11 protein-coding genes are annotated in these 12242 nt (G+C 62.9%); 9 read left to right on the forward strand and 2 right to left on the reverse strand.

What is annotated here, in order from left to right:
• The first annotated feature begins 58 nt into the window (after nucleotides 1-58).
• The 7 genes from ACL2XF_RS11415 (at nucleotide 59) to ACL2XF_RS11445 (ending at nucleotide 7204) form a co-directional block, all read left to right on the forward strand.
• Nucleotides 59-1054, forward strand: a complete 996-nt coding sequence (locus tag ACL2XF_RS11415; protein ID WP_410016574.1) for an ABC transporter permease subunit — start codon at nucleotides 59-61, stop codon at nucleotides 1052-1054.
• Entirely contained in the window at nucleotides 1044-1793 is a 750-nt protein-coding gene (locus ACL2XF_RS11420) for an ABC transporter ATP-binding protein (RefSeq protein WP_410016575.1), read from the forward strand. Before ACL2XF_RS11415 ends, ACL2XF_RS11420 begins: the two co-directional genes overlap by 11 nt.
• Nucleotides 1790-2509 carry an ABC transporter ATP-binding protein gene (locus ACL2XF_RS11425; protein ID WP_410015638.1) on the forward strand — a complete coding sequence of 240 codons (720 nt, stop codon included), beginning with the start codon at nucleotides 1790-1792 and terminating at the stop codon, nucleotides 2507-2509. Before ACL2XF_RS11420 ends, ACL2XF_RS11425 begins: the two co-directional genes overlap by 4 nt.
• Before the next feature lie 49 nt (nucleotides 2510-2558).
• Nucleotides 2559-3545: an acetamidase/formamidase family protein gene (locus ACL2XF_RS11430; protein WP_410015639.1), complete on the forward strand. Its 987-nt coding sequence runs from the start codon at nucleotides 2559-2561 to the stop codon at nucleotides 3543-3545.
• Between the two features lie 88 nt (nucleotides 3546-3633).
• On the forward strand, nucleotides 3634-4800 hold the full coding sequence (locus ACL2XF_RS11435; protein ID WP_410015640.1) for a transporter substrate-binding domain-containing protein: 1167 nt from the start codon (nucleotides 3634-3636) through the stop codon (nucleotides 4798-4800).
• Nucleotides 4790-5425, forward strand: coding sequence for an ANTAR domain-containing response regulator (locus ACL2XF_RS11440; RefSeq protein WP_410015641.1), 636 nt, complete (start codon nucleotides 4790-4792; stop codon nucleotides 5423-5425). Before ACL2XF_RS11435 ends, ACL2XF_RS11440 begins: the two co-directional genes overlap by 11 nt.
• A gap of 45 nt (nucleotides 5426-5470) precedes the next feature.
• Nucleotides 5471-7204 carry a nitrilase-related carbon-nitrogen hydrolase gene (locus tag ACL2XF_RS11445; RefSeq protein WP_413728630.1) on the forward strand — a complete coding sequence of 578 codons (1734 nt, stop codon included), beginning with the start codon at nucleotides 5471-5473 and terminating at the stop codon, nucleotides 7202-7204.
• Between the two features lie 49 nt (nucleotides 7205-7253).
• On the opposite strand, the gene ACL2XF_RS11450 is transcribed toward ACL2XF_RS11445, so the two are convergent.
• Complete coding sequence (locus ACL2XF_RS11450; RefSeq protein ID WP_413728631.1) at nucleotides 7254-8210, reverse strand: AraC family transcriptional regulator; 957 nt, start codon at nucleotides 8208-8210, stop codon at nucleotides 7254-7256.
• Between the two features lie 216 nt (nucleotides 8211-8426).
• Between ACL2XF_RS11450 and ACL2XF_RS11455 the strand changes: the two genes are divergently transcribed.
• Complete coding sequence (locus ACL2XF_RS11455) at nucleotides 8427-9260, forward strand: oxidoreductase (protein ID WP_413728632.1); 834 nt, start codon at nucleotides 8427-8429, stop codon at nucleotides 9258-9260.
• A 24-nt stretch (nucleotides 9261-9284) separates the two neighbouring features.
• Here ACL2XF_RS11455 and mltB read toward each other — a convergent pair whose 3' ends face one another.
• Nucleotides 9285-10391, reverse strand: a complete 1107-nt coding sequence (gene mltB / locus ACL2XF_RS11460; protein ID WP_413722493.1) for a lytic murein transglycosylase B — start codon at nucleotides 10389-10391, stop codon at nucleotides 9285-9287.
• 211 nt (nucleotides 10392-10602) lie between these two features.
• Here mltB and ACL2XF_RS11465 point away from each other — a divergent pair, with 211 nt between their 5' ends.
• Nucleotides 10603-12066 (forward strand): AMP nucleosidase, encoded by a 1464-nt coding sequence (locus ACL2XF_RS11465; RefSeq protein WP_410015646.1) that lies wholly within the window; start codon nucleotides 10603-10605, stop codon nucleotides 12064-12066.
• The last annotated feature ends 176 nt before the right edge of the window (nucleotides 12067-12242 follow it).

Consider the following 12242-nt stretch of genomic DNA (forward strand, 5'->3'; position numbering starts at 1 on the left):
ATCCCGCTCCCCCGCGGCCGACGGCGCGACAAAACCGGCTTCCGGCCGGCGCGGACCCCTGGCCCTGCTGGTGCTGGCGGCGGCATTAGCGCTGCCGCTGGTGGTCGACGGCGCCACCGTCGGTGACTTTTCCTATTTCCTGCTGTGGACATTCTGCGCCATTGGCCTTGCCGCCATGTGGGGCCACGCGGGCATCCTCTCCTTCGGCCAGACGGCGTTCTTCGGACTGGCCGGCTATACCTACGGCGTCATGACGCTAAATTTCGGCGACGGCGCCCTCTCCACCTGGGCGGGGCTGGCGGTGGCGCTGGCGGTGGCCGCCGCCGTCGCGGCGGCGCTGGGCTACCTGATGTTTTACGGCGGCGTGACCGGCATTTTTATCGGCATCGTCACCCTGTCGTTTACGCTGGTCATGGAAACCTTTATGTCGCAGACCGCGGGGCCGCAATGGGCTATCGGCACCGCGCGGCTCAACGGCTTCAACGGCATGTCCGGCATGCCGCCGCTGGCGCTGCCGTGGTTTGACGGCGCGTCGTTCCCGCTGGAGGACAATGCCTTTTATTATCTGGTGGTCCTGTTGCTGGCCGCGGTGTATGCCGCGGTGCGCGGGCTGCTGCGCTCAAACTTCGGCCTGACGCTGGCGTCGATCCGCGAGAATCCGCGGCGGGCGGAAATGCTGGGGATAGACATCCGCCGCTATCAGCTGCTGGTGTTTGTGCTGGGCGGCGTGTTGTCGGGGCTGTCCGGCGCGCTTTATACCTTGTGGGGGTCGTATATCACCCCCTCTTCGATGGGTCTGACCGCGGCCGCCATGCCGGTTATCTGGGTGGCGACCGCCGGGCGCAGGAATATTTTCGGCACCGTGGTGATAACCGCCCTGTTGGTATGGCTGTCCCAATGGCTGGCCATCTACGGCAGCGAATACGCGATGATTTTGCTGGGCGCCATTCTGCTGTTTGTGGTCCTGGCGGCGCCAAACGGCCTGCTGCCCTGGCTGGGCGGGAAAATCACGCGCGCCGCCGGCAGAGATAAGGAGACGCATGATGAGTCTTGATAGGGCGGACCAAACGGATCGGGAACCCATCCTGGAAAGCCGGGGATTAAGCAAACGCTTCGGCGGCATCCGGGTCATCGACGGCGTGGATATGCAAATCCGCCAGGGCGAGGTGCGCTGTGTTATCGGGCCGAACGGCGCCGGTAAAAGCACCTTTTTTAAACTGCTGACCGGCGAGCACGCCCCAAGCGACGGCGAGATTCATTTTCTCCGGCGGCGCCTGGATAAGCTGGCCCCCTTCCAGCGCATACGCATGGGAATGAGTATTAAGTTCCAGATTCCCGGCATCTTCGCCGACCTTACCGTGGCGCAGCATCTGCAATTGTCGCTAAGCCATCTGCGCCCGGAGGCGCGCCCGAATGCCGCCGGCGTTGACGAACTGCTGGAGCGGTTCAAGCTGACCGCCGAAGTCCGCCAGACGGCGGGTAATCTTTCCCACGGCAAAAAGCAGTGGCTGGAAATCGCCATGGCGGTGTCGCTGCAACCGCGCCTGCTGATGCTGGATGAACCGGTGGCCGGTCTCTCGATCGAGGAGACCTATCTTACCGGCGAACTGATCAAGCAGATGCAGCGGGACGGGCTGACGCTGATGGTGGTGGAACATGATATGACCTTTGTGCGCCAGATTGCCTCGCGGGTGACCGTGCTGCACGGCGGCAGGGTGTTCGCCGACGGCGACGCCGCGGCGGTGCTGGCGCGCGACGATGTCGCGGATATCTATTTGGGGAAAGCCGGATGAATGACGTCCTTTTGCAAGTCAACCAGGTCAGCGGCGGCTACGGCGGCAGCCTGGTGTTGAACGGTGCGAGTTTATCGCTTTACCCGGCGGAGGTGCTGGGCATTATCGGGCGCAATGGCGTGGGTAAAACGACGCTGATGCGCGCGCTGATAGGGCTGATGCCGCTCAGCCAGGGCAGCATATTCCTGGGGGAAACGGATATCACCGCCGCCGCCCCCCAGCGTCGGGCCAGGCTGGGCATCGGCTATGTGCCGCAGGGGCGCGAGGTTTTCGCCGGCCTGACGGTGGCGGAAAATCTGCGCGTCGGCATGCAGTTCGTGCGCGAGCACCGCGAGCTGGCCGATGGCCTGCTGGAGCAGGTGCTGGATTACTTTCCGATCCTGCGCCAGCGGCTGCGGCAGAAAGCGGGCACCATGAGCGGCGGCGAGCAGCAGCAGTTGGCGATTGCGCGCGCCCTGGTCGGCGCGCCGAAAGTGCTGCTGCTCGACGAGCCTTCCGAGGGCGTACAGCCCTCGATTGTCCATATCATCGCCGACACGCTGCTGCGCATCGCGCAGGAGCTGCGGGTGGCGGTGATCCTGGTGGAACAGGATATCGCCATGATCCAGCGGGCGGCCCGGCGCTGTTGCGTGATGGATAAAGGCCGGGTGGTCGACACGCTGGATAAAGCCCAGCTCTGCGATGACCAGATCATGCGGCGCCACCTGGCGCTTTAACCCCGACGGCCCGCGCCGGGCCCATTATGATTGAGAAGAGGACGACCTGATGAAATGGCTTGACGATTCAATTATGTACCAACGCGGCGTCGGTTCCGGCCGCACGCCCGTCACGCATCATCTGACGGAAGAGATGCAGAAAGAATTTCACTACACTATCGGACCTTATTCCACGCCGGTGCTGACCATAGAACCGGGCGATCGTGTGATTGTCGATACGCGCGATGCCTTTGAGGGCGCCATCAGCTCGGAGCAGGATATCCCCAGCCAGCTGCTGAAGATGCCGTTTCTGAATCCGCAAAACGGCCCGATCATGGTCAGCGGGGCGGAGAAAGGCGATGTGCTGGCGGTGCATATCGAATCCATGCTGCCGCGCGGCGCCAACCCGTATGGCATCTGCGCCATGATCCCGCATTTCGGCGGGCTGACCGGCACCGATCTTACCGCCATGCTCAACGATCCCCTGCCGGAAAAAGTGCGCATGATTAAGCTCGACGGGGAAAAAGTCTACTGGAGCCAACGCCACACCCTGCCCTATAAACCGCATATCGGCACGCTGAGCGTTTCGCCTGAAATCGACTCCATCAACTCGCTGACGCCGGATAATCATGGCGGCAATATGGATGTGCCGGATATCGGTCCGGGCAGCATTACCTATCTGCCGGTACGCTCGCCGGGCGGACGCCTGTTTATCGGCGATGCCCACGCCTGTCAGGGCGACGGCGAAATCTGCGGCACCGCGGTGGAATACGCCTCGGTAACCACCATCCGGGTCGATCTTATCAAAGGCTGGCGGCTGGCGTGGCCGCGCATGGAAAATGCCACCTCGATCATGAGCATCGGCAGCGCCCGCCCGCTGGAAGACGCCACCCGCATCGCCTATCGCGACCTTATCTATTGGCTGGTGGAAGATTTCGGCTTCGAGCAGTGGGACGCCTATATGCTGCTCAGCCAGTGCGGCAAAGTCCGCCTGGGCAATATGGTGGATCCGAAATACACCGTGGGCGCCATGCTCGATAAACATCTGCTGGCGTAGTTTCTTTACGTCCCGGCGCGGGCGCGTGCCGGGATACGGCTTCCGACCCTTTCCACCGGGTTCCGTCCCGGCCAACAAGCAGGTGCACATGGGTTCAGCAACACCGATTAATATTGGCTTACTCTACTCCACCCTCGGGGTGACGGCGGCGCAGGAGCAGTCGCAAATGCGCGGCGCCACGCTTGCCATCGAAGAAGTCAACCAGCAGGGGGGGATCCACGGCCGGATGCTGAATGCCATCCATCTCGATCCCCACTCGCAGGACAGCCGGTTCCGCCAGTTGGCCGAGCAGCTGATTGTCGAACACAACGTCAACGTGATTTTCGGCGGCTACACATCCAGCAGCCGTAAAGCCATGTCGCCGGTCGTGGAGAAATACCAGCGTCTGCTGTTCTATCCGCAGTTCTATGAGGGGTTCGAATTTTCCGAGAATATCATTTACGGCGGGGCCGCCCCCAACCAGAACTGCGTGCAGCTGGCGGACTACCTGGCCAGCCGTTTTGGCGCGCGGGTTTATATGATTGGCTCGCGTTATGTCTACCCCTACGAATGCAACCGCAATATGCAGGAGCTGATATTGCAGCGGCCGGACGGCGCGGTGGTGGGCGAGCGCTATCTGCCGATGGACGCCAGTTACGACGCCTTTCCGCCCATCATGGCGGAGATAAAACACAAGCGGCCGGATTTTATCTTCAGTACCGTGGTCGGCCAGACGGTGCCTTTTCTTTACCAGGCTTATCATGCCGCGGGCATCGACCCCGAACGCATGCCCATCGGCAGCCTGAACACCTCTGAAACTGAAATCGCCATCATGGGCGCGGCGCTCGGCGTCGGCCATTTTACCTCGGCCACCTATTTCCAAAGCGTGGAGAGCGCGGCGAATACCGCGGCGCTGCGCCGTTTCCACGCCAAGTTCGGAGAGGATATTCCCACCGATATGAACTGGGAAGCGTCCTACAGCCAGGTCCATCTTTTCGCGCGCGCGGCCAGGGAATGCCGCAGCGATCGGCTGTCGCGCCTGATGCCGGCGCTGCGCGGCTGCGAATACGACGCCCCCCAGGGACGCGTGCGCATCGATCCGCTCAACCAGCACACCAGCCTTTACCCGCGTATCGGCCAGGCGAACGCGGCCGGCCAGTTCACCATTCTCCAGGAGTCGCGTCGCCGGGTGGCGCCCGACCCGTATATGACGCATCAGATCCAGGGCGACTGGATCACCAAACAGACGAAAATGGAGCCGCCCAATGCGCCTTAATACGTCGCGCACCAGCGCGGACGCCTTGTTATTAAGCCGCGGCATCCGCTGTACGGTGCTGCATCCGGATAACGAGGACGGCGAAACCCTGACCAATCACCTGCGCCGCATGGGTTTCAAGGTGCGCGCCTTCTGGCCGGTGCCGGAACACCTGCCCGCGGATACCGATCTGATTTTCCTGGCGCTGCGATCCGATCTGCCGGAGCCGGAAGTGCCGTGGCTGGACCTGGGCAAACACGCGCTGATTTCAGTGATCGAGTACGAAAACCCCACGTTTATCGATACCGCGCTGCGGCTGGGCGCCGGCACCACGCTCACCACGCCGGTGCGCGCCACCGGCCTGCTCTCGGCCATGGTGTTCGCGCTGCATCACGCCCACCGGCGGCGGCAGATGTCCGACCGTATCGAGCGCCTGGAGAAAAAAGTGCTGGGCCTGCGCCAGGTCGGCGAGGCCAAGGCCATTTTGATGCGCATGCACGGCATCGGCGAGGAGCAGGCGTATGAGATCCTGCGCCATCAGGCCATGGATAAACGCATCACCGTGGAGGAGATGGCCCGCGCCCTGATCCAGGCCAACGATATCTTTTCCTGGACGACGCCCGGCACGCCCGGCGGCCGGAAATAACACGCCGTCATGACGGCGACACACTGACTGATGAAGAGGATAACCATGCCTGCACACCCTTATCTTGCCGCCGCCGTTCAGTTTGAGCCGACGCTTGCGTGCAAAGAAGACAATATCCAACGCCTGCTCGCACTGGTGGAAGAGGCCGCGCAACGGGGCGCCCGGCTGATTACCACGCCGGAAATGGCCACTACCGGCTACTGCTGGTATGACCGGCGGGAGATAGCGCCGCTGGTGGAATCCGTACCAGGCGCCACGACGGCGCGGTTCGCCGCGCTGGCGGCGCGTTACCGGTGTTATATCGTGCTGGGCATGCCGGAGGAGGATGAGGAAACCACGCTTTATTACAACAGCGCGGTGCTTATCGGCCCGGACGGGATCGTCGGCACCCACCGTAAAAGCCATCCCTATATTTCCGAACCCAAGTGGGCGGCGGCGGGCGATCGCGGGCATCAGGTCTTCGATACGCCTATTGGCCGCATCGGCATGCTGGTGTGCATGGATATTCATTTTCCCGAAACCGCGCGCCTGCTGGCCCTGGACGGCGCCGATATTATCTGCCATATCAGCAACTGGCTGGCGGAGCGCGCACCGGCCCCTTACTGGATCAGCCGCGCCATGGAAAACAGCTGCTATCTGCTGGAGAGCAACCGCTGGGGACTGGAGCGCGGCGTGCAGTTCAGCGGCGGCAGCTGCCTTATCGAACCGGACGGGCGCATTGCGGCGGTGGTGGATTACGGCGACGGCATCGCGCTGGGGGAAATAGACCTGGCGCGCAGCCGTGAGCGCCGGGTGCTGGGCGAGCCGGTGTTCAGCCAGCGCCGCCCCGATTGTTATCATCAATTGCTCAGCGACAGCTTCCTGTGGAATCCGCAGGATTTTTTCGGCCTGTACGGCCACCGTCCCCTGCCTGCCGGTAAGACCAGCCGCATCAGCGTGGCCCAGTTCTCACCGGGCGCCCGGGTGGCCGACAACCTGGCTTGCATCAGCGCCATGGCGCGGGAGGCGGCGGAGCGGCATGGCAGCGAACTGGTGGTCTTCCCGCAGCGGGCGCTGACCGGGCCGCTCGCGGGAGGCGCCGGCGCGCTGCCGCTTGATGATGCGGCGGTCGGCGCGCTGATCCGCCTGGCGATGACCCTGCGGGTACATCTGGTGATCGGCATGGCGGAGCGGGACGACAACGGCTGCTACAACACCCAGCTTCTGCTCGGTCCCGCGGGCATGGTGGGCAGCTATCGCCAGATGCATCTGTCCGCCGAGGACCGCGCATGGGCCAACGCCGGCGATGACTGGCGGGCGTTCGACACCCCCCTGGGCCGTATCGGCCTGATGTTGGGCAATGATGCGCTGCTGCCGGAGCCGGGCAGGATCCTGGCGCTGATGGGCTGTGATATCCTCGCCTGCTCGGCCGCGCTGAAAGACGGCTTTACCGGCGCGCATCCCGGCAGCCGGGTACGGCAAAATTACCCGATCCCCACCGGCGCCGATCCGCTCCACTGGCATCTGCTGCGTACCCGCGCCGGTGAAAATAATGTCTATCTCGCGTTTGCCAACAGCATTAACGAGGCCGGCGACGCGGGAGGCTTCAGCGGCGTCTTCCAACCCGAAACCTTCGTCTTTCCCAGGCAGGAGCGCCTGATGTGGCGGGAACAGGGAACGGCGACGCAAACCATTGATACCGCGTCGGCCGCCGGCGGCGCTTATCCCACCAACGTCACGCGCCGCAAGGACCTGGTGGCGATGCGCCAACCCCACCATTATCTGGGGTTGATCAAGTAACGCCGTGGGGAAAAATCCTGCGCCGCCGGCAGGATGTCAGCCCTTACTATTAATGGGACGAGATATAGAGTCCGGCGGGCTGCGCCGGCGGCACGGCAAAATGCGTTTTCATGCGCCGGACCTCGTCCACCGGACTCAGGCCGAACAGCCGTTTGAATTCCCGGCTGAACTGCGATGCGCTTTCGTAGCCTACCTCGACACATGCCGCCGCCGCGGTCATATTGTTGCGCACCATCAGCAGGCGGGCCTGATGGAGGCGCAAGGATTTCTGGTATTGCTTCGGCGAGGTATGGGTCACCGCCCTGAAGTGGGAAAAAAACCCCGGCACGCTCATGCCCGCTTCATTCGCCAACTGCTCAACCGTTAACTGCCGGTTAAAGGTGGTGTGAATGCGGCGGATCGCCCGGGCAATCTTGCCGAACTGTCCGCGCATCGCCAGCGCCGATCGCAGCGCCCCGCCCTGCGGCCCGCTCAACACCCGGAAATAGATTTCCCGCATCAGCGCCGGACCGAGGATTTCCGCCTCCATCCGATCGTCCATGGCTTCCAGCAGGCGCAGCACGGCGTCGCGCAGTTTGCCGTCCATCGGCGTCGACATCAGGCTTTCCGGTTTGGCCGGGGGTCCGGCGTCCGTCTTCAGCTGGTCAATCTGCAGCATCAGGTCGGCGGCGACGGTAAAATTCAGGTGCATATAGATGGCCAGCAGCGGCTCCTGCGCGCTGGCGTCCGTTTCCATGGTAAACGGCACCGGCACCGCCACCGCCAGGTAGTGCCGGGCGTCATAGCAGTAGATCCTGTCGCCAAGGTATCCCCGCTTTCTGCCCTGGCAGACGATAACAATACCCGGATCGTACAGCACCGGCACCCGGCTAAGCGGCCGGTCGGAACGCAGGAAGCGCACATCCGGCAACGGCGACTGCGTATAGCCCTCCGCGGGCGCAAGTTTAGCCAGTAACGCCACGATGCGATCCTGGCGGTCATTCGCGGCAAAATGGTCAATTGTCATGGGCGCCGTCCGCTCTGCGCTGATTGAATACCCTAGCCTGAGAAAATAGCATATTTATAGTTTCAGGCAACATATGCCGACTAAAGGGCATCTCCATTCGCTGCCAATCCTATTACTATGCAAATCACCGGCGGCGCCGGTTAAGACCTCTCCCGGTTCGGGACGATGATCCTTGCCGCGCCGGCCGGATTGAATATCCAATCAGGGGAGCAGGCTATGAGTGATGTAAAAACAATTTTTATTACCGGCGTCAGCAGCGGCTTCGGTCATGCCTTGGCCGGGCGGGCCATGGCGGCGGGTCATCGCGTCGTCGGGACCGTGCGCGGCGAAGCGGCCAGGCGGGAATTTATCGCGCGGGATCCGGCGCATGCCGTGGGCCGCATCCTGGATGTCACGGATGTTGCCGCGGTTAACCGCGTGGTGGATGACATTGAATCCGCCGTCGGCCCCATCGACGTGCTGGTCAACAACGCGGGTTACGGCCATGAAGGCATCCTGGAGGAATCGCCGCTGGAGGAAATGCGCCGCCAGTTCGACGTAAACGTGTTCGGCGCCGTCGCCATGATCAAGGCGGTGCTGCCGTATATGCGTAAACGGCGCGCCGGGCACCTTATCAATATCACCTCCATGGGCGGTTTTATCACCATGCCGGGCATTGCCTACTATTGCGGCAGCAAGTTTGCGCTGGAAGGGATTTCAGAGACGCTCGGCAAAGAACTGGCGCCGTTTTCCATCGCGGTCACCGCCGTGGCGCCCGGTTCGTTCCGTACCGATTGGGCCGGCCGCTCCATGGTGCGTTCGCCCAGGAGCATTGCCGATTACGATGGGCTGTTCGATCCCATGCGCAAGGCGCGGGAAGAGAAAAGCGGGCGCCAGTTGGGGGACCCGCTGAAAGCGGCCGATGCCATCCTGGCGCTGATCGCCAGCGCCAGGCCGCCGGCGCATCTGCTGCTGGGCAGCGACGCGCTGGCCCTGGTGCGCGCCAAGCTTAAGGATTATGCGGCGCAGATCGACGACTGGGAAAACGTGACGCGGTCGACGGACGGCTAGCGCATCCCCTGGCCAACGCGGTGGTTATCTGGACGACAGGGTGACCAGAGGGCCCGCGCCGCCCTGGCGCGCCCGCCCGACCGCCTCGCCCAGTTGCCATACCGCCATGGCGTAATGGGTGCTGTGGTTGTAGCGGGTAATGGTGTAAAAATTGGGCAGTCCATACCAGTATTGATATTGGGTACCGAAATCCAGGCGCAGCAGGCTGGCTTCCTGATAACCGCCGAGGGATCCCTGCGGGCTCAGGCCGGTGGCCGCCAGGGTGGCTACCGGATAACGGGTCTGGAAACCCTGGTCGAGGAACGGCGCCTGGCCGCTGGCGGGCACCGCCACCGCGCCGCCCTCGACCCAGCCGTGGGCCTTGAAATAGTTGGCGACGCTGCCGATGGCGTCCACGGGATCCCACAGGTTGATATGGCCGTCGCCGTCAAAATCAACCGCATAGCTTTTAAACGACGAGGGCATAAACTGCCCGTAGCCCATGGCGCCCGCATAGGACCCGCGCAGCGCCAGCGGGTCGTCCCCTTCGCTGCGGGACATCAGCAGAAACGTTTCCAGCTCGGAGGCAAAATAATCGGCGCGGCGCGGATAGGCAAAGGCCAGGGTGGCCAGGGCGTCGATAATGCGCGTCTTGCCCATGACCCGGCCCCAGCGGGTCTCCACGCCGATGATGCCGACGATAATTTCCGGCGGCACGCCGTAGACCTGGCGGGCACGCTCCAGGGCATCGCTATACTGGTTCCAGAACGCCACGCCGTTTTGCACATTGTCGGGGGTAATGAACTTACTGCGGTAGCGCAGCCAGGCGCCGTTCGGGCCCGACGGCGGCAGGCCGACCGGCGCCTGGCGATCCATCAGCCGCAGCACCCAGTCAAGGCGCTGGGTCTGAGCCAGGACATCATGCAACTGCTGGCGATCGAAGCCGTGCTCGCGCACCATTTTATCGATAAAAGCCTCGGTGGCCGGGTTAGACGCAAAATCCCCGGCCAGGAGCGGGCCGGTATGCTCCGGCCGCAGCAGGAATCCGCCTTGGGCGGGGCTGCCGATAGGAAGATTTTCCGCCGGCTTCGGCTTGCTGCTACAGGCGGAAAGTAAAGCGAGCAGGGGAAGCAGTGTCGCCAGGTAACGCATCGGAGATCCATAAACCACGCTAATTAAGTTGGTGTCTATGGTAAGCCATTGCCTGGCGCGAACAAACAGAAAAATAATCCCGGGCGTATGAAAGGGGCAAATGCGTTTTCCGTTACGTTTTTCTTCCTGCCGCGACGGTCTGCAATAATGCCATGCGATGCTATGATGGACAATATTGCTCCCGAGCGGGCATTTGGAAACTAAAGGAGTCATGGTGAACAATAACGATGCAGGAAAAAACCTCACTGCCTCCCAGGCGCTTGATAAACTCGATGAACTGTATGACGGCGCGGTGACGGCGCTGCGCGAGGCCATCAAGGCCTATATCGCCCAGGGCCGATTGCCCGACGCCCAGGCGCGCGCCGGGGGGGCGTTCAGCTATCCCGAACTGCGCGTCACCTGGGACGGCGTGACGCCCGGCAATCCTAAGGCCCGGGCCTTCGGCCGCTTTACCCATCCCGGCTGCTACAGCACCACCATTACCCGTCCCGCGCTGTTTCGTCGCTATCTGGCGGAGCAACTGGCGCTGCTGGCGGGGGAATATGCCGCCACCATCGATGTGGTGCCGTCGCGGCTGGAAATTCCCTTTCCGTATGTTATCGACGGATCGGACCTGGCCCTGGACCGCTCGATGAGCGCCGGAATAGCGCAGCATTTCCCCACCACCGAGCTGGCGCAAATCGGCGATGAAACCGCCGATGGGCTGTTCACCTCCGGCAATGTCTATCCGCTGTCCCACTTCGACGCGCTGCGCACCGATTTTTCCCTGGCGCGCCTGCGGCACTATACCGGCACGCCGGTGGAGCATTTCCAGCCCTTTGTGCTGTTTACCAATTACACGCGTTATGTCGATGAGTTCGTGCGCTGGGGCTGCAGCCAGATTGCCGATCCGGACAGCCCCTACGAGGCGCTGTCCTGCGCCGGCGGCACCTTTGTCACCGCCGATACGGCCAACCCCGAGCAGGCGGTATCGGACCTGGCCTGGAAAAACCATCAAATGCCGGCGTATCATCTGATCTCGCGCCAGGGCCGGGGGATTACGCTTGTCAATATCGGCGTCGGCCCGTCCAACGCCAAAACCATCTGCGATCACCTGGCGGTGCTACGCCCGCATGCCTGGCTGATGATCGGCCACTGCGGCGGCCTGCGCGAAAGTCAGACCATCGGCGATTACGTCTTGGCCCATGCGTACCTGCGCGACGATCATGTGCTGGACGCGGTGCTGCCCCCCGATATTCCCATCCCCAGCATCGCCGAAGTGCAGCGCGCGCTCTACGACGCCACCAAGATGGTCAGCGGCATGCCGGGCGAAGAAGTGAAGCAGCGTTTGCGCACCGGCACGGTGGTGACTACCGATGACCGCAACTGGGAACTGCGCTATTCCGCCTCGGCGCTGCGCTTTAATCTCAGCCGGGCGGTGGCGGTGGATATGGAAAGCGCCACCATCGCCGCCCAGGGCTATCGCTTCCGGGTGCCCTACGGCACCTTACTGTGCGTGTCCGACAAACCCCTGCACGGCGAAATCAAGCTGCCGGGGCAGGCGAACCGCTTCTATGAGGGCGCCATATCCGAGCATCTGCAAATCGGCATTTGCGCCATCGAACAGCTGCGCGCCGAGGGCGATCGCCTGCACTCACGCAAGCTGCGCACCTTCAACGAACCGCCGTTTCGCTAGTAGTGACGGTGTAACAATCACCCCGCCGGGCGCCCCGCCTAGCCCGCCGCTTAAGTGACATTGTCACACACGCCGCGGTGGGCACTTTTCCGGCGTCCGGCATGCCGGACGCAACAATTTCGCGTTCGCCGGCGGATACCTTTATACTGCCGGCCATACACCTTGGAGCGCGGGAA

The sequence above is a fragment of the Sodalis sp. RH19 genome (assembly GCF_047324215.1).
Taxonomy (GTDB): domain Bacteria; phylum Pseudomonadota; class Gammaproteobacteria; order Enterobacterales; family Enterobacteriaceae; genus Acerihabitans.

Excerpts from the sequence above, each read along its gene's own strand:
- ACL2XF_RS11455 (WP_413728632.1), top strand. The coding sequence starts at position 8,427 with ATGAGTGATGTAAAAACAATTTTTATTACCGGCGTCAGCAGCGGCTTC.
- ACL2XF_RS11450 (WP_413728631.1), bottom strand. The coding sequence starts at position 8,210 with ATGACAATTGACCATTTTGCCGCGAATGACCGCCAGGATCGCATCGTG.
- ACL2XF_RS11420 (WP_410016575.1), top strand. The coding sequence starts at position 1,044 with ATGAGTCTTGATAGGGCGGACCAAACGGATCGGGAACCCATCCTGGAA.
- ACL2XF_RS11430 (WP_410015639.1), top strand. The coding sequence starts at position 2,559 with ATGAAATGGCTTGACGATTCAATTATGTACCAACGCGGCGTCGGTTCC.
- ACL2XF_RS11425 (WP_410015638.1), top strand. The coding sequence starts at position 1,790 with ATGAATGACGTCCTTTTGCAAGTCAACCAGGTCAGCGGCGGCTACGGC.
- ACL2XF_RS11465 (WP_410015646.1), top strand. The coding sequence starts at position 10,603 with ATGGTGAACAATAACGATGCAGGAAAAAACCTCACTGCCTCCCAGGCG.
- ACL2XF_RS11440 (WP_410015641.1), top strand. The coding sequence starts at position 4,790 with ATGCGCCTTAATACGTCGCGCACCAGCGCGGACGCCTTGTTATTAAGC.
- ACL2XF_RS11435 (WP_410015640.1), top strand. The coding sequence starts at position 3,634 with ATGGGTTCAGCAACACCGATTAATATTGGCTTACTCTACTCCACCCTC.
- ACL2XF_RS11445 (WP_413728630.1), top strand. The coding sequence starts at position 5,471 with ATGCCTGCACACCCTTATCTTGCCGCCGCCGTTCAGTTTGAGCCGACG.
- mltB (WP_413722493.1), bottom strand. The coding sequence starts at position 10,391 with ATGCGTTACCTGGCGACACTGCTTCCCCTGCTCGCTTTACTTTCCGCC.